Source organism: Hyphobacterium vulgare (genome assembly GCF_042643335.1).
GTDB lineage: Bacteria > Pseudomonadota > Alphaproteobacteria > Caulobacterales > Maricaulaceae > Hyphobacterium > Hyphobacterium vulgare.
Window position 1 is genome coordinate 719,853 of the sequence record NZ_JBHRSV010000001.1, and the last position, 16,151, is coordinate 736,003.

Below are 16,151 nucleotides of genomic sequence, written 5' to 3' on the forward strand. Positions count from 1 at the left end.
AAATGCGGTGGTCAGTAGAGCTCGAAACCCGGGCAGAAAGTCGAGTAGTCACAGGTGATCTCCTCGCCCGGCGCGATGTCGCGCAGCGCCACCGCAACCGGCCATCCGGAGAAATCCGTGTTCGGGTCCGTCGTATGGTTCAGATAGCGGCCTTCATCGCCTTCCAGGACGAGGACGCTGTCATCGCCCGGCTTGAAATAGGAATAGCGGTCGAGATAGTCGCGCAGCCGGCCAGTCGCGTTCTCGTAGAAGTCGCGCGCGATCTCCTTGTCGAACTGGGGTTCGAACTGCCACACGATCGCGCCCTTCGCGATTTTCTCGGCGGCGAACACGCCAATCCCCTCGATCGGCGATTCCTTGAGCTGGGCTTTCACGAGCATCATGACGGTCAGTCCTTCCTCGATCCGAATTGTCCGGTCAGGGACGGCAGGAAATCATGGCTGGCATAGAACTGGCCATAGTCGCAGGTCAGCTCCTCACCGGCGGCAATGTCGCGAGTCGCATAGCCCGCGGCCGGATCGGCATAGTCGGTATTGGGGGTGTCGGCGTGATTCATGAATCGGCCATGGTCGCCATCGAGCACGAAAATGCCCGGCCGCTCGTCATTCACATAGGCATAGCGGCCAAGGAAATCGCGCGCCGCCTCGGGCCAATCCGCAATATCCGCCTCGCTCAGCAGCCGGTCGAGCCCCGGTTCGAACCGCCAGACCTGCGCGCCCTTGGCGATCGGCTCCGCTGCGAACACACCGACACCCTCGATCGGGCTTGAGTCGACATAGGTTTTCACGAGCAGCATCATCGGCCCCTCACATCAAAGGCGCGGGGCTATGCGCGCGGTTCGGCTCGCGCGCAAATCACATTTTTCGGCCGGTTGTAATGATCGGCGTCAGTGACCCAGGGTCACATTCATGATCTTCACGCCCTCGGGCGCGGGCGGGTCGTCCGGCACAAAGAAGTCGGGCAGCAATTCCCGAGACGGATCAACTGCATACTGGTCGAGATCGGTCACCCCTTCGGACAGAAGGAAGGTGTCGTCGATGATGAAATTGCCGGTGAAATCCTTCGGCTTGTTCAGGACCAGATAGGCCGTGTCAGCGAGGATTTCCGGCTTGCGGCAATTCCTCAGCGCGTCCTCGCCGGCCAGCACGTTGGAGATCGCCGCCGTGGCGACCGCCGTGCGCGGCCAGATCGCATTCGCCGCGATGCGTCCGCGGAACTCACCCGCCCAGCCCAGAATGCACAGGCTCATCCCGTATTTCGCGCTGGTGTAGGCGACATGCGGCGCGAACCACATCTCGCGCATGTCGAGCGGCGGCGACAGGGCGAGGATGTGCGGGTTCTCGGCCTTCTCCAGATACGGCAGACATTTCTGGGTCACGAGGAAGGTGCCGCGCGCATTGACCTGGTGCATCAAATCGTAGCGCTTCATCGGCGTGTCCGCCGTGCCGCGCGGAAAGATCGCCGAAGCGTTGTTCACGACGATATCGATCCCGCCGAACCGGTCGACCGCGGCCTCGACCGCCGCCTCGACGGAGGCCTCGTCGCGGATGTCGCACACCACGGGAAGCGCCTGACCGCCGGCCTTTTCGATCGCCTCGGCGGCGGAATGGATCGTGCCAGGCAGTTTCGGATTCGGACTGTCCGTCTTCGCCGCGACGACGATGTTCGCACCGTCGCGCGCGCAGCGCTCGGCGATTGCAAGGCCGATCCCCCGGCTGGCGCCGGTGATGAAAAGCGTTTTCCCCTTGAGCGACATGATATTCTCCCCGAGTTTCGGGAGAGATTAGACCGCCCCTACAGCCCGCGCCACACCCGGCCGGTCGGGCAATGCAGGCCGTCTTCGCGGCGGCAGCGGTTGAAGGTGAACATCACGGTCTCCGCGCGGCCGACCACTTCGTCGAGGCGGACATAGCCCGGTCCGATTAGCGGCGGAATGCGGCTGTCCGTCGAACGGTCGCGGTTGTCGCCCATCATGAAGAGATGGCCTTCCGGCACCTGGAAGGGTCCGGCATTGTCCAACTGCATGCCGTCGCCGATCTCGTAGATCGGATGGGTCACGCCGTTCGGCAGCGTCTCTTCGTACAGGGTAACGGCGAACATCTGGCCTTCATGGGAGCGGTATTCGCGGGTCTCGATCTCGCGGCGCTCGACCATCTCGCCATTGATGTACAGGCGGCCGTCGCGAATGAGGATTGTGTCACCGGGCAGGCCGATGACGCGCTTGATCAGATTGCGCTCCTGTTCCGGATTGCGGAACACCACAACATCGCCGCGATCCGGCGTGCGGGCCAGGATGCGCGCATCCCAGCTTTCGGGCAGACGATAGCCGATCCCGAGCGGCAGCGAGTGCCGCGAATAGCCATAGGCCCATTTCGACACCAGCACGCGGTCGCCGACTTCCAGTGAGGGCTGCATGCTCTCTGACGGAATGTGGAAAGGCGCGAAGAGAAAGGTGACGATCACGAACCAGACGCCGACCACGCCGCCGATGAAGCGAAGGGTTTCCGCCACTTCGCTCGAAGCGTTCTTCGTCAGTCGTTCCACGAATGCTCTCATTTGAATTTGACCGCCGTCCCGTAAGCCAGAATTTCAGCAGTCCCCTCCATAATGGCGGAGGTTGTGAACCGGAAGCTCACGATTGCATCCGCGCCCAGATTTCCGGCATCTGTGACCATTCGGTCAAAGGCGGTGTGACGGGCCTCTTCCAGAAGCTCCGAATACTCGTTCACCTCACCGCCGACGATATTGCGCAGCCCGGCGATGAAATCGCGCCCGAAGAACCGCGCGCGGACGATATTTCCCCGTGCAATTCCAAGAACCTCACCGATTTCGCGCCCCGGAACCTCCGGGCTCATCGTCACGATCATGACCCGGCCTCCTCGTCTTCCCGGCCAGCAGTCGCGATCAGGAAAAGCAGCGCAATTCCCAAGGCCGGCAAGGCCGCGGCAACCACCCAGACCGCGCTCCACGGAAAGGCGATCTCGACCCCGAACAGGCCGGTGGCAGCCGCCAGCAGGGCCCACAGCCCAAGGCCGGCAAAGGCCAGCCCGTAGGCAAAACTCGTCATCAGATTCGATTGCACGCTGGCAGCCCCCTGATCACCGGCACGCCGGCTCCGACGTGATTGCATGGTGCGGTCCGGACGCCGTGAACTCAAGTCCTTCCGCCATCCGGCGCGGCGGAACACCCGGGCCCGACCCGGCGTTGTGATCAGGCCCGAATACGGGGATAAGATCACCCCGAGAGCGAGGATTGGAGGCCCGCAAGTGACCGACACCCAGCCGAATCCGGCACCGACACCGGCGACTGACGAACGTGACGAACGTCTTCTTTGTGGTCTTGTCTACGTCTTGTACCTGCTCGGCCCGGCCAACGGCCTGACCGTGCTCGTGGGGGCGCTGATCGCCTTGCTGCGCAAGGACAAGGCCGCGCCCTGGCTGGCCGGTCACTACGAATTCCAGATCCGGACGGTCATCTACATGATCGCGCTCGTCATCATCGCGGTCATCTGCTTCATCACGATCATCCTGATCCCGGTCGGAATCCTGATCTGGCTGCTTCTGGGAATCTGGATGATCATCCGGGTCGCGATCGGTCTCGTCCGCCTCATCGACGGCCGTCCGCACCCCGATCCGAAGACCTTCTTCGTCTAGCTTATCCCCAGCGCCAGGTCGTCGGGCAGGCCCTCGTATCCGACGCGGATAGAGTCGAGCTTGCCGGGCGCTTGGGAGAGCACCGTCTCGGCATAGAAGCGGGCGATCTCGATCCGGCTTTCAGCGTAGTCCTGATCGCCCTGGCCCTCCTTCAGGCGCCGCTGCGCCGCGACCGCGCCGATGCACAGCAGCCAGCCGCCGATCACATCGCCGGACAGGGCAAGGAATTCGGTGGCCCCGGCCAGCGCGTCGGACCGGTCCTCGCGGGTCATCAGCCATTTCGCCGCCGTCTCGAAGGCATCGGCCGCGGGCTTCAGCCGCTTGGCCAGTTGCGGCAGTTCGGGATTGGACGAGGTCGCGCAGTCCTCGACGGTCTGCCGGATGTCTTCGAGCAATTCCTTCAACGCCGCGCCGCCGCCCATCGACAGCTTGCGGCCGATCAGGTCGATCGCCTGGATCCCGTTCGTGCCTTCATAGATCGGGGCGATGCGCGCATCGCGGTAGTGCTGGGCGGCTCCGGTTTCCTCGATGAAACCCATTCCGCCGTGGATCTGGATGCCCAGCGACGACACCTCGACACCGACATCGGTGGCCCAGGCCTTCGCGATCGGCGTCAGGAATTCCTCGCGCCGCTTCGCGAAGGCGCGATCCTCTTCGCTTTCCTCGTGTTCGGCCTCGTCGGCGGACACGGCGCAGAGATAGCAGATCGCCCGCGCCGCCTCGGTCTTGGCCTTCATCGTCGCCAGCATGCGGCGCACGTCCGGATGCTCGATGATCGGATGCGGTGCCGGCCCTTCGGCATCGGGCGCACGGCCCTGGCGGCGCTCCTGCGCATAGGCCAGCGCATGCTGGTAGGCCCGTTCGGCGATACCGACACCCTGAACCCCGACGGCGAGCCGCGCCGAGTTCATCATGATGAACATCGCCGCCATGCCGCCGAGCTCCGGCCCGATCAGCCAGCCCTTGGCGTTTTCCATCTGCATCACGCAGGTCGGGCTGCCGTGAATGCCCATCTTGTGTTCAAGGCCGATCGCCTTGATCGCATTGCGCTCGCCCGGATTGCCGTTCGCGTCGGGCAGGAATTTCGGGATCAGGAAGAGCGAGATGCCCTTTGTGCCCTCCGGCGCATCGGGCGTGCGCGCGAGCACCGGGTGGATGATGTTTTCGGCGCAGTCATGCTCGCCCCAGGTGATGTAGATTTTCTGCCCGGTGATCGACCAGCTGCCGTCGTCATTGGGTTCGGCCTTGGTCTTGAGGAGGCCGACATCCGACCCGGCCTGCGGCTCGGTCAGCTGCATGGTCGAGGACCATTCGCCGGTGATGATGCGCGGCAGGTAGAGCGCCTTCTGTTCGTCCGTGCCGTTGACCAGCAGCGCCTCGATCGCGGAATTGGTCAGCATCGGTCCCAGGCTGAACGCCATGTTCGCCGACTGCATCATTTCCATCACCGCCATGCCAAGCACGCGGGGCAGGCCCATCCCGCCCGCCTCGGCCGGGAATTGCAGCCCTTGCCAGCCGCCCTCGACATATTTCGCATAGGCATCCTTGAAGCCGTCCGGCGTCGTGACCTCGCCGTCTTTCAGCGTGCAGCCCTGCTGGTCGCCGGTGCGGTTCAGCGGGGCCAGAACGTCATTCGCGAACTTCGCGGCCTCGTCGAGAATCGCCGTCGTCAGATCCTCGGACAGTTCCGGGAATGCACCCGAGGCCTTGAGGCCGTCCATGGCGGCAATCTCGTCGAGGGCGAAGCGAATGTCCTGAACGGGCGCGCGGAAGGTCATGAGGGGCGTATCCACTTGTCGTGACGGTCAATCGGAGGCCGGAAGATAGCGGTTTCGCGCGCGGCGTCGAGCCGGTCAAAATGTCCCGGTCGCCCTTTCCGCCGCGGAATCTCCGATTTTCGCAAAGCGCGGCAGAACCCAGCGGCAAAATGTGTGATTGTCCAACGCTCTGCGGTCGGGCAGGTTCCGCCAGACCGGCAGGGAGGGAAACATGACCGAGACCAAGCGCTATACGAGTGTGGCCATCGCACTGCACTGGATCATCGCCATCATGATGGTGATGCTGGTCTTCATCGGCTGGCGGATGGGCGACATGGCCGAAGCCCTGCGCGGCGGCAGCTCGGAATTCACACTCGATGACGTCCGCTTCGTCTTCGACATGCACAAGACGTTCGGCATCATGGTTCTGGTGCTCAGCCTGATCCGCCTCGCCTGGCGTTTCATGAACCCGGTCCCGTCCATGCCCGAGACCATGAAGGGATGGGAGAAATTCGCTGCCCGCTTTACCCATATCGGCTTCTACGTGCTGATGATCGGCATGCCGATCCTCGGTTGGCTCACCGCATCATCCGGTCAGGCGCCGAGCTTCTTCTTCAACAATCCCGCCTGGCCGATCCCGGACATCGCGCCGAACGACCGCACGCTTCACGAAGTGACGGAGTTCCTGCATGGCCGCGGCGGCTGGGTGATCATTGTCCTGCTGGTCCTGCATGCCGGGGCGGCGTTGAAGCACCATATTATCGACAAGGATGACGTGCTCGCTCGCATGATCCCCTTCCTCCGCCGCAAGGACCAATAAAGGCCTACTCATGAAATTCGCCTTCCTCCCCCTCGCGCTTCTCGTCTCCGCTCCGGCCTTCGCCTCCGACTGGGAAGTCGATCACGACGCCAGCGAAGTGACGTTCGAAACCGATGTGCTCGACGCGCCGGTGACGGGCCGGTTCACGGAATTCGGCGCGGCAATCGGTTTCGATCCCGACAATCTGGACTCGAGCTATATCGACGCCACGGTCAGCGTGGCCACGGGCGAAACCGGAACGCCGTCCTACACCGACGAAATGCTGTCGGAGCCGGGCCTTGACCCCGACACCTATCCGACCGCGACCTTCATGTCGGAAACGATCGAAGCCAGCGATGAATGCGACACCTGCTACATCGCACGCGGCGATTTGATCCTGCGCGAGGCGCGCCTGCCCGTGGAGCTGCCCTTCCGCGTCGTGATCGACGGCGACCGTGCCGTCGCGGACGGGACGATGGTGATCGAGCGTGAAAGGTTTGGCGTCGGTGGATCGAGCTGGGGAGAAGCGGCGGCGGAAGTGACCGTCCACGTCCATATCGAGGCCGACCGCGCGCAGTGACCTTGCCCGTGCGCGCTGCGATAGGCTAGCTGCCCGCATGAGCGCGCCCGTCAAACCCGCCAGCGACGTCGCAGCGATCGCCGAGGCTGCGGAGATTCTGCGCCGCGGCGGCCTCGTCGCCATGCCGACCGAGACAGTCTACGGCCTGGCCGCCGACGCCGCCGATGGCGAGGCGGTCGCGCGACTTTATGCGGTCAAGGGCCGGCCAAGCTTCAATCCGCTCATCGTCCACGTGTCCGGCCGGGAGATGGCGGAAACCTGCGTGTCTGCCCCGCCTCTGGCGGAGAGGCTGATGGACTGCTTCTGGCCCGGTCCGCTGACGCTCGTCCTGCCGAAGAAGGAGGACGCCCCGGTCAGCGAACTCGCCGGGGCCGGGCTCGACACGCTGGGCGTCCGCATGCCGGCGCATCCAGCCGCGCAGGCACTCATCGCCGCCTTCGGCCGGCCCCTCGTCGCGCCCAGCGCCAACCCATCCGGCGCCGTCAGCCCGACGACCGCGCAGCATGTCGCCGAGGGTCTGGGAGACCGGATCGACCTCATCCTCGACGCCGGGCCCTGCCCGGTCGGCGTTGAATCCACCGTCCTCGCCATCGACGGCGAGAGCGCCATTCTCCTGCGCCCCGGCGGCCTGCCGCGCAGCGAAATCGAAGCCGTCACGGGCCCCCTGAAGTCGGCAGAGGCCAATGCGCCCCTTGCCTCTCCGGGCATGCTGAAAAGCCACTACGCGCCGAAGGCCGCCCTGAGGCTGAATGCCGGAACGCCGGAACCCGGCGAGGCCTTTCTCGCCTTCGGCCCCGGCACAGAGGCCTGCACCGCAAACCTGTCGCGCATCGGCGATCTGACCGAGGCCGCGGCCAATCTCTTCGCCCTGCTGCGCCAGCTCGACGCCGAAGGGTACAAACGCATTGCCGTCGCGCCCGTCCCCATGGACGGGCTCGGCGAAGCCATCAATGATCGCCTCAATCGCGCCGCCGCCCCACGGGACTGACACCATGACCGCCATCGACCGCATCAAATCCGTTCTCGGCCCGAAAGGCTGGAGCGAGGATCCGGCCGAGGTCAGCCCCCTGACCAGCGACTGGCGTGGCCGCTATCAGGGCGAGACGCCGCTTCTGGTCAAACCGGCCTCGACCGAGGAGGTGTCCAAACTGGTTGCGATATGCCACGAGGTGGGCATCGCGATCACGCCGCAGGGCGGCAATACCGGCCTCGTCGGCGGCGGCACGCCGCAAGGCGAAATCCTGCTCACCACGCGCCGCATGAACCAGGTTCGCGATATCGACATCGGCAACGACTCGCTGACGGTCGAGGCGGGTTGCGTGCTCGAAACCATCCAGCACACCGCCGCCGAGGCCAGCCGCCTGTTTCCGCTCAGCCTCGGAAGCCAGGGAACCGCCACGATTGGCGGCCTGATCTCGACCAATGCCGGCGGCGTCCATGTCCTGCGCTACGGCATGATGCGCGATCTCGTTCTCGGCCTTGAAGCGGTCCTGCCCGACGGGCGGATCTGGAACGGCTTGCGCGGCCTCAGGAAGGACAATACCGGCTATGATCTGAAACAGATGCTGATCGGCGCGGAAGGCACGCTCGGCGTGATCACCGCCGCCACGCTCAAGCTCTTCCCCAAGCCCGGCGAGATCAGCGTCGCCTTCACCGCCATCGACAGCCCGGCCGCTGCCGTTGCCCTGCTCGGGCACATGAAGACGGCCACGGGCGGCGCACTCTCGGCGCTGGAACTCGTTCCGCGCAATGCGCTCGAACTCGTCGTCCAACATATTCCCGGAACGCGCGACCCCTTCGCAGAACCCCATCCCTGGTATGCCCTGCTGGAAGTCGGCGCGGCCCGCCCCGGCGAAGGCCGCGAGATGATGGAGGCCGCGCTGGGTGAGGCCTTCGAAGCGGGCCTGATCCGTGACGCGGTGATCGCGGAAAGCGAACAGCAGGCCAGGGATTTCTGGAATCTGCGCGAACCGATTGCGGAAGCGGAGAAGGCGCATGGCCGCGCCGCCAAGCATGACGTGTCCATCCCGGTGTCGAAAATGCCGGCCTTCATGGCCGAGGCGACCGAAGCGGCCGAGCGCATGCTGCCCGGCGTGATGATCATCGCCTTCGGCCATGTCGGCGACGGCAATGTCCACTTCAACGTCGCACGGACCGAACCGGGTGCCGGGCTCGACTTCGCGAAGTCGACCGAGCCCGTCACCGCGATGATCTATGACAAGGTCGCGAAATATGGCGGCTCGATCAGCGCCGAGCACGGCATCGGCATCATGAAACGCACCGAACTGGCGGAGAAACGCCCGCTCGACGTGGAGCTGATGAAGGCGATCAAGACCGCGCTCGACCCCAGGGGGATCATGAATCCGCGCATGATCTTCGGAAGCTGATCCGGACGCGCGACTCGACCTGACGGGCCTCGCTGCCTAAATCCGGGGAAAGCGACCCGGAGACCGATTCCCATGCTCGTCCTGCTCTCCCCGGCGAAACGCCTCGATTTCGAACCGAGCGCCCATGCGCTCGACCTGACCCGCCCGGCCCTGATCGACCGCACGGCCGATCTGTCGAAGGCAACGGCGAAGCTGTCGAAGCGCAAGATCAAGACGATGATGGAGCTGTCCGACGATCTGGCCGAGCTCAACTGGCAGCGCTTCCAGGCCTTCGATTCGGAGGCAAAAGACGGCAAGGCCGCCGCGCTGGCCTTCGCCGGCGAGGTCTATCGCGGCCTCAACGCCGAAGGCCTGTCCGACACGGACCTGAAATGGGCGCAGGACCATCTGCGCATCCTGTCCGGCATGTATGGCGTGCTGCGCCCGCTCGACGCGATCCAGCCCTATCGCCTCGAAATGGGCCGCAAGATCAAGACGAAGAAGGGTGAGAGCCTCTACGATTTCTGGGGCAGCGACATTGCCGAACAGCTCAATGACGCCCTCAAGGGCCAGAAGAGCCGGACCATCGTGAACCTCGCCTCGAACGAGTATTTCAAGGCGGTCGACCGGAAGGCGCTCGACGCCGACATCGTCGATGTCGACTTCAAGGAGGAAAAGGACGGCAAGGCCCGCATCCTCTTCATGTTCGCCAAGGTCGCGCGCGGCCTGATGGCGCGCTGGATCATCGAGAACCGCATCACCGATCCCGCGCAGCTGAAGGACTTCAATGCCGAGGGCTATCGTTTTGACGAAGCGGCTTCCGCGGGCGGCAGGCTCACCTTCGTCCGTCCGCAGCCGCCGAAGAAACGCGCCGCTTGACGCAGGGGTCCGGCAAGGTCCATTTCGCGCCTGCACAATTTCACTGACAAGGGGCCAAGATGAGCGCGCTGAAAACCGATCTCTCCGGACAGGTGGCTGTCGTCACCGGCTCCACCAGCGGCATCGGCGCGGCGCTGGCCGAAGGCCTCGCCGCGTGCGGCGCGAACGTCTTGCTGAACGGTCTTGGCCCGCAGGACGAGATCGAACGCCTCAGGAAGCGCATCGAGACCGATCACGGCGTGAAGGCACGCTATCACCCGGCCAACATGATGGAAGCCGACGAGATCGGCGGTCTGATCCGCTACGCCGAAAGCGAGTTCGGCCGGCTCGACATCCTCGTGAACAATGCCGGCATCCAGCACGTCGCACCGATCGACGAATTCCCCGCGGGCAAGTGGGAGGCAATCCTCAAGATCAACCTCACCTCCAACTTCCACACCATCAGGAACGCCCTGCCGATCATGAAGCGCCAGGGCTCGGGCCGGATCGTCAATCTCGCCTCGGCGCACGGTCTCGTCGCCTCGCCCTTCAAGTCGGCCTATGTCGCCGCCAAGCACGGCGTGCTCGGCCTGACCAAGACGGTGGCGCTCGAAGTCGCCGAAACCGGCATCACGGCGAACGCCATCTGCCCGGGTTATGTGAAGACGCCGCTGGTGGAGAACCAGATCGCCGACACCGCCAAGGCGCGCGGCATCAGCGAAGAAGAGGTCGTCCGTGACGTGATGCTGGCCGCCCAGCCGACCAAGCGCTTCGTGGAATACTCCCAGCTCGTCGGCGCCCTCCTCTTCCTCGTCTCCGATGCCGGGGCATCGTGCAACGGCATGCATATCTCCGTTGATGGCGGCTGGACCGCGAAGTAGTGAGCGGTTTTCACCCCACCCTGGCCCTCCCCTCAAGGGGAGGGAAATTACGGGCAGAGCCCTCCCTCCCCCCACGGGGGAGGGTTGGGGTGGGGGGCAGATGAGCACCGGAAAACTCCCCCTCGCCTGTATCGGCGTCGTCTGCCGGCGCGGTGATGAGGTCTTGCTGGTCAAGCGCGGCCGCGAGCCTTTGAAGGGCAAGTGGTCCATTCCGGGCGGCAAGCTGGAATACGGCGAAAAAGTCGCCGCGGGTGCGCTGCGCGAACTGATGGAAGAGACCGGCGTGACCGCCCGGATCACAGGCCTGATCGACGTCGTCGATTCCATCATGGACGATGCGCACTACGTGCTGATCGATTTCGAGGCGGAATGGATTTCCGGCGAGCCGGTCGCTGCCGACGACGCCCAGGAAGCGGCTTTCTTCCCGCTCGCCGAGGCGCTCGAAAAAGTCAGCTGGGACGAGACGCGGCGAGTCATCACACCGCGTGCCCCCGCTTCGCCGCATTCGCACGATTAGACTCCGCCGCGATGCGCCTCGCCGTCCTCATATTCGCCCTGGTGTTTGCCGCGCCCGCTGCCGCGCAGGTGAAGCCCGATATCCGTCCGGGCGACGAGCCGGCCTATGAGGACGTGCCCCTCACCCCGCGCGTCGATCGCGACCGGGTCATCCCGGATCTCGCCTATGTGCTAGGGGAGCTGCACTATCTCGCCTTCGCCTGCGAGGGAAACCACTCCCAGGCCTGGCGCAACCAGATGCAGGAATTGCTCGACCTCGAGGCGCCGGCCAGCGGCTATTGGCGCGAGCGGCTGATCGACAATTTCAACAACGGCTTTCGCGACCAGCAGCGCTATCGTCTGACCTGCGGCGCACAGGTCGAGGCGGAACGCCGCGAACTGGCCAGCCGCGGCCGGCAATTGTCGGATGCGCTGCTGGAACCGTTGTTGGCGGAGGATGACGGCTAGACCGCCCGCCCTTCGAGACGCCGCCTGACGGCGGCTCCTCAGGACAGGGCGGAACTCACCCTATGAAATCCATGGGGTCCCCATGAAAATGGGGACCTGAAGCCCGCAGCATGCTTCGGATTCCCGCTTTCGCGGGAACCCCATTTTTGAAGTCATGTCGGTTACTCGGCGAGCCTGTCCTGAGGAGGCAGCGAAGCTGCCGTCTCGAAGGGCGGCGAGCCTTATGCGGCGCTACCCGTAATAATCCTCTTCCGCCGCGCGGAGCTTTGACTCCTCCTTGTGCGGCGACAGGACTTCCAGCTTCACGTGACGGCGGCGGTTGGTGGAGATCACGAAGAATCGCTTGTCGGGATAGTCGAGCTTGCACTCCAGCATCGCCGACGTGATCAGGTCGACATTCTTCGGATCGTCGTCCGACATGCCGAAACTGTGCGGCAGGTCGCGGCCGAACTTTTCCAGCCCGGTCTCGACACAGGCGCGGATCGCGGCGCGCTTCAGGCCCGCCGTCGTCAGGTGCGCGCCGAGCGCCGTCTTCACCTCGGGATTCGACACCCCGAAAATCGCGACATAGTCCGGCTCTTCGGGGATCTGGCCGGCATCCTTCAGCAGCTTGATCCCCTCGCGGATGATCTCGGCGGAATGCTGGCGCGCGGTAATGATGGCAACCGGGCGGTGGCGCAACACGGCATATTTGAAGATGTCCCAGCTCGGACCCTTCCAGCCGCCGTCCGCCAGACCGCGGCGGATGTCGCGCAGCAGGTATTCCTCGCCATTGCGGTCCTTGCCGTCGGCGAATTCGCGGAAGGCACGCTCGGGCGGCGCGGCCCAGTCTTCCCACTCGCCCGCCATGCCCAGATAACCGCGAATGCCGTCGAACTCGGCCTGCGTCATCGTCTTCTCCTCGCCCGTCATGGTGTTGAGGAGATGCACCTTGGTGGGCAGGTGCAGGACGTTTTCGTCGATGTCGAAAAAGTAGAAACTCTGGCGTTCGGCCACCGGCTACGCCTCCTCGGGCAGGGTTTCCATGAAGTGGACCGGCTTGCCGGTCGAGGGCGCGACGATCTCGTCGTCGCGCATCACGGTGCGGCCGCGGATGATCGTCGCCTTCGGCCAGCCGGTCACGTCCATACCGTCGAACGGCGTCCAGCCGCACCGCGACGCGCTCCATTCATTCGTGATCGTCCGCTTCGCCTTGAGATCGACGAGGGTGAAGTCGGCATCCCAACCCGTCGCCATACGGCCCTTGCCGGCAATGCCGAAGATGCGCTGCGCCCCGTGGCTCGTCAGATCGACGAAGCGTTCCAGCGACAGCCGGCCTTCGGCGACATGGTTCAGCATGACCGGCACCAGCGTCTGCACGCCCGGCATGCCGGACGGGCTTTGCGGATAGGGCCGGGCTTTCTCCTCCTTGGTGTGCGGCGCGTGGTCGGAGCCGAGCACGTCAAACAGGCCCTGATCAACACCGCGCCAGAGCGCCTGGCGATGCTTCGCGCCGCGGATCGGTGGGTTCATCTGGGCATAGGCCTTGAGGCGCTCATAGGCGTCCGGCGCTTCCAGCGTCAGATGCTGCGGCGTCACCTCGCAACTGGCGATGTCGCGGTGCTGCTGCAGGAAATCGACCTCCTCGGCGGTCGAGATGTGCAGCACATGGATCCGCTTGCCGGTCTTGCGTGCGAGGCGGACGAGGCGCTTGGTCGACAGGATCGCTGCCTCGGCGTCGCGGACGATCTCGTGGCTCGTCCAGTCGCCATCGACCGCCAGCTTGCGGCGCTCTTCGAGGCGGTATTCGTCTTCGCTGTGAAACGCGGCGCGGCGCTTGATCGCCTTCAGGACGCGTTCGACGCCTTCATCGTCCTTGACCAGCAGATCGCCGGTCGAAGCGCCCATGAAGACCTTCACGCCGCAGCAGCCAGTCATCCGCTCCATCTCGGTGAGGACGGCGGCATTCTCGTTGGTCGCCCCGGCATAGAAGGCATGGTCGCAATGCATGCGTTCGGCGCGCTTCAGCTTGTCGGTCAGCGAATCGGGATCGGTCGTCGCGGGATTGGTGTTCGGCATTTCAAACACGGCCGTGACCCCGCCGAGGACCGCACAGCGCGAGCCGGTTTCGAGATCTTCCTTCCACTCCAGCCCGGGCTCGCGGAAGTGCACCTGGCTGTCGATCACGCCCGGCAGGACGTGCAGTCCCGCGGCGTCGACCGTCTCGCCCGCACTGGCGGAGGACAGGTCGCCGATCTTGGCGATCTTGCCGCCCGTCACGCCGACATCGGCGCGTCCGCGGCCGGCGTGGTTCACCACCTCGCCGCCCTTGATGATCAGGTCATAGGTCTGGGTCATGAGCTCGTGCGCTCCAGCAGCCGGCATGCCGCTTCATAGACTGCATCAGTCGACAGATCGAGAAGCAGGCTTTCGGGATTGGCGCGGAAATCCTTCGACGTGGCGAGTTCGCGGACCTCCTCGAAACCGCGCGGGCCGCGCACGCTCGCGCAATTCTCGCCCCACGGACCATAGCGCCGCTCATCGGACGGGCCGAACAGGCCGAGCGTCGGCGCGCCCATTGCGGCGGCGATATGCATGACCCCGCTGTCATTGCCGATGAACAGACGGGCCCGGCCGAGCAGGGCGGCGACATCCATCAGGTGCAACTTGCCGGAAAAATCGACGATGCCGGCATCGGGCAGCACCCGCAGGATTGGCTGGGCATGGACCTCGTCGCCCGGTCCGCCGAAAATGTGTACCGCAGCGCCGGCCATCGGCCCGCCATGCCCGACGAGACGCTTGACGAGGTCGGCAAACCGGTCCGCCGGCCACATCTTGAACGGCCAGCTCGCAGACGGGCAGATCGCCAGCATCTGACGCCCGGCCGGCAGATGGCCCAGCGCACGTTCGTGCGCGTCGGCCGGGACGAAGATTTTCGGTGCGGGGGGCGGTTCGGCGCGGATCACGCTCGCGGCTTCGCGCACCTTGTTGTCGGGATAGGGATAGCGCCCGGCGACATTGCGTTCCCCGGCCCTCAGGAGATAGGCGATCGCTGAGCCCCGCATGTCGACCACGCGGTCCCATTTCGTCCCCACGACGCGGCGCCACAGGCCCGGCCAGTGCATGCCGGCAGGCTTCTTGTGAATGATGATCAGACGTTCCAGGCCGGGTGTGTTCTCCATCAGCGGCACCGCAAGCGGTCCGCAGGCAATGGTGAAACTGGCATCCGGATTGGTCCGGACCAGATGATCGAGCACGCCGGAATTGATGACGGCGTCACCGATGCGCGTGGACGTGATGAACAGGATGCGCTGCATGGAAAATCGGCATAGCCGAGCCGGTGAGTCTTGGCCAGCGCGCAAGGCGTGGCCATATGCTGGGCCATGAACTCCGATTCCCCTGCCCGACTGACCGATCGTGCCGTTATCGCCGTCACCGGCGAGGAAGCGCGCGACTTCCTGCAACGCGTCGTGACCTGTCCGATCGCGGACATCAGTGACGGAGAAATGCGTGCTGGCGCCCTGCTGACCCCGCAGGGCAAGATCATCGCGGATTTTCTCATTCATGGTCGCCCGGACGGCGTCCTGATCGAACTGCCCGCCGCCGCGGCCGACGCGCTCGCGAAACGCCTGTCGATGTACAAGTTGCGCGCCAGGGCCGAAGTCCGCGTCAGCGAGGATCTCGCCGTGATCGCGGGTGAAGGCACACCCGATCCGCGGAGCGCCGCCCTGCCCCCGCGCGCGATCCGGCCCGCTGCCGAGGCCGCCAGCCTGACCGAAGGTGACGCGATCCAGGCCGAGGCCGAGATCGCGGCCGGCGTCCCGGCCTTCGGCCGCGACTATGGCGATGCCGATGTCTTCCCGACCGACGTCAATCTCGACCTTTATGGCGGGATCGGCTGGAAGAAGGGCTGTTTCGTCGGCCAGGAAGTTGTCTCCCGCATGAAACGCCGCGGCACGATCCGCAAGCGCACGGTCCGCCTCGACTTCGAGGGCGAAGCCCCGGCCGCCGGGACAGACATAACGCTCGGCGATACCGCGCTCGGCACAATCACGTCTTCGGCCGGGCGTCACGCCCTCGCCATTCTCCGCCTCGACCGGCTGGAGGAGGCCCGGGAGGTGGAGTCAGGTGGTTTGACGGCGAAAGTGGTGTTGCCGGAAGGAGTCTGATTTCCCCTCGCCCTTCGAGGCTCTCCCGGACTTTATTCGGGTTCGCACCTCAGCAACCGTGTTGTTGCGGGTTGTTCCAGGTCTGGTTTCTGGCGACGAGGGTGTTGAGGAGAATGGTGAGTTTCCGGGTTGCGGCGATGAGGGCG

At 64.9% G+C, this 16,151-nt stretch carries 20 protein-coding genes; 10 read left to right on the forward strand and 10 right to left on the reverse strand.

Annotated features, from left to right (window positions below; translation table 11 throughout):
• Positions 1 to 11: 11 nt before the first annotated feature.
• The 6 genes from ACFOOR_RS03920 to ACFOOR_RS03945 form a co-directional block, all read right to left on the reverse strand.
• Entirely contained in the window at positions 12 to 383 is a 372-nt protein-coding gene (locus ACFOOR_RS03920) for an SET domain-containing protein (RefSeq protein ID WP_343164123.1), read from the reverse strand.
• 5 nt (positions 384 to 388) lie between these two features.
• Positions 389 to 796, reverse strand: a complete 408-nt coding sequence (locus ACFOOR_RS03925; RefSeq protein WP_343164124.1) for an SET domain-containing protein — start codon at positions 794 to 796, stop codon at positions 389 to 391.
• Between the two features lie 90 nt (positions 797 to 886).
• The gene (locus tag ACFOOR_RS03930; RefSeq protein WP_343164125.1) at positions 887 to 1,756 is read right to left on the reverse strand and encodes an SDR family oxidoreductase; all 870 of its coding nucleotides are present in this window, start codon (positions 1,754 to 1,756) and stop codon (positions 887 to 889) included.
• 38 nt (positions 1,757 to 1,794) lie between these two features.
• On the reverse strand, positions 1,795 to 2,544 hold the full coding sequence (lepB, locus tag ACFOOR_RS03935; RefSeq protein WP_343164126.1) for a signal peptidase I: 750 nt from the start codon (positions 2,542 to 2,544) through the stop codon (positions 1,795 to 1,797).
• An 8-nt stretch (positions 2,545 to 2,552) separates the two neighbouring features.
• Positions 2,553 to 2,867 carry a YbjQ family protein gene (locus ACFOOR_RS03940; protein WP_343164127.1) on the reverse strand — a complete coding sequence of 105 codons (315 nt, stop codon included), beginning with the start codon at positions 2,865 to 2,867 and terminating at the stop codon, positions 2,553 to 2,555.
• Positions 2,864 to 3,067 (reverse strand): hypothetical protein, encoded by a 204-nt coding sequence (locus ACFOOR_RS03945; protein ID WP_380213801.1) that lies wholly within the window; start codon positions 3,065 to 3,067, stop codon positions 2,864 to 2,866. The genes ACFOOR_RS03940 and ACFOOR_RS03945 overlap by 4 nt, the downstream gene beginning before the upstream one ends.
• Positions 3,068 to 3,266: 199 nt before the next feature.
• On the opposite strand from ACFOOR_RS03945, the gene ACFOOR_RS03950 reads away from it, so the two are divergent.
• A complete protein-coding gene (locus ACFOOR_RS03950) occupies positions 3,267 to 3,653 on the forward strand; it encodes a DUF4870 family protein (RefSeq protein ID WP_343164129.1) in 387 nt (128 codons plus the stop codon).
• On the opposite strand, the gene ACFOOR_RS03955 is transcribed toward ACFOOR_RS03950, so the two are convergent.
• On the reverse strand, positions 3,650 to 5,431 hold the full coding sequence (locus ACFOOR_RS03955) for an acyl-CoA dehydrogenase (protein WP_343164130.1): 1,782 nt from the start codon (positions 5,429 to 5,431) through the stop codon (positions 3,650 to 3,652). The two genes, ACFOOR_RS03950 and ACFOOR_RS03955, sit on opposite strands and share 4 nt — an antisense overlap.
• Before the next feature lie 211 nt (positions 5,432 to 5,642).
• Here ACFOOR_RS03955 and ACFOOR_RS03960 point away from each other — a divergent pair, with 211 nt between their 5' ends.
• From ACFOOR_RS03960 to ACFOOR_RS03995, 8 genes are all read left to right on the forward strand, one after another.
• On the forward strand, positions 5,643 to 6,230 hold the full coding sequence (locus tag ACFOOR_RS03960) for a cytochrome b (protein ID WP_343164131.1): 588 nt from the start codon (positions 5,643 to 5,645) through the stop codon (positions 6,228 to 6,230).
• A 10-nt stretch (positions 6,231 to 6,240) separates the two neighbouring features.
• Positions 6,241 to 6,789, forward strand: a complete 549-nt coding sequence (locus ACFOOR_RS03965) for a YceI family protein (protein WP_343164132.1) — start codon at positions 6,241 to 6,243, stop codon at positions 6,787 to 6,789.
• Between the two features lie 37 nt (positions 6,790 to 6,826).
• Complete coding sequence (locus ACFOOR_RS03970) at positions 6,827 to 7,777, forward strand: L-threonylcarbamoyladenylate synthase (RefSeq protein ID WP_343164133.1); 951 nt, start codon at positions 6,827 to 6,829, stop codon at positions 7,775 to 7,777.
• Between the two features lie 4 nt (positions 7,778 to 7,781).
• Positions 7,782 to 9,176, forward strand: coding sequence for an FAD-binding oxidoreductase (locus ACFOOR_RS03975; RefSeq protein WP_343164134.1), 1,395 nt, complete (start codon positions 7,782 to 7,784; stop codon positions 9,174 to 9,176).
• 72 nt (positions 9,177 to 9,248) lie between these two features.
• On the forward strand, positions 9,249 to 10,034 hold the full coding sequence (gene yaaA, locus ACFOOR_RS03980; RefSeq protein WP_343164135.1) for a peroxide stress protein YaaA: 786 nt from the start codon (positions 9,249 to 9,251) through the stop codon (positions 10,032 to 10,034).
• Between the two features lie 59 nt (positions 10,035 to 10,093).
• Positions 10,094 to 10,894, forward strand: a complete 801-nt coding sequence (locus tag ACFOOR_RS03985) for a 3-hydroxybutyrate dehydrogenase (protein ID WP_343164136.1) — start codon at positions 10,094 to 10,096, stop codon at positions 10,892 to 10,894.
• Between the two features lie 100 nt (positions 10,895 to 10,994).
• Positions 10,995 to 11,411 (forward strand): NUDIX hydrolase, encoded by a 417-nt coding sequence (locus tag ACFOOR_RS03990; RefSeq protein WP_343164137.1) that lies wholly within the window; start codon positions 10,995 to 10,997, stop codon positions 11,409 to 11,411.
• An 11-nt stretch (positions 11,412 to 11,422) separates the two neighbouring features.
• On the forward strand, positions 11,423 to 11,857 hold the full coding sequence (locus ACFOOR_RS03995; protein ID WP_343164138.1) for a TIGR02301 family protein: 435 nt from the start codon (positions 11,423 to 11,425) through the stop codon (positions 11,855 to 11,857).
• Positions 11,858 to 12,088: 231 nt separating this feature from the next.
• Here ACFOOR_RS03995 and ACFOOR_RS04000 read toward each other — a convergent pair whose 3' ends face one another.
• From ACFOOR_RS04000 to ACFOOR_RS04010, 3 genes are read right to left on the reverse strand one after another with little or no spacing between them, the layout of a single operon-like run.
• The gene (locus tag ACFOOR_RS04000; RefSeq protein ID WP_343164139.1) at positions 12,089 to 12,853 is read right to left on the reverse strand and encodes a hypothetical protein; all 765 of its coding nucleotides are present in this window, start codon (positions 12,851 to 12,853) and stop codon (positions 12,089 to 12,091) included.
• 3 nt (positions 12,854 to 12,856) lie between these two features.
• On the reverse strand, positions 12,857 to 14,194 hold the full coding sequence (locus tag ACFOOR_RS04005) for a dihydroorotase (protein WP_343164140.1): 1,338 nt from the start codon (positions 14,192 to 14,194) through the stop codon (positions 12,857 to 12,859).
• Entirely contained in the window at positions 14,191 to 15,153 is a 963-nt protein-coding gene (locus ACFOOR_RS04010) for a glycosyltransferase family 9 protein (RefSeq protein ID WP_343164141.1), read from the reverse strand. Before ACFOOR_RS04010 ends, ACFOOR_RS04005 begins: the two co-directional genes overlap by 4 nt.
• Before the next feature lie 66 nt (positions 15,154 to 15,219).
• Here ACFOOR_RS04010 and ygfZ point away from each other — a divergent pair, with 66 nt between their 5' ends.
• Positions 15,220 to 16,005 (forward strand): CAF17-like 4Fe-4S cluster assembly/insertion protein YgfZ, encoded by a 786-nt coding sequence (ygfZ, locus tag ACFOOR_RS04015; protein ID WP_343164142.1) that lies wholly within the window; start codon positions 15,220 to 15,222, stop codon positions 16,003 to 16,005.
• Positions 16,006 to 16,151 lie beyond the last annotated feature (146 nt).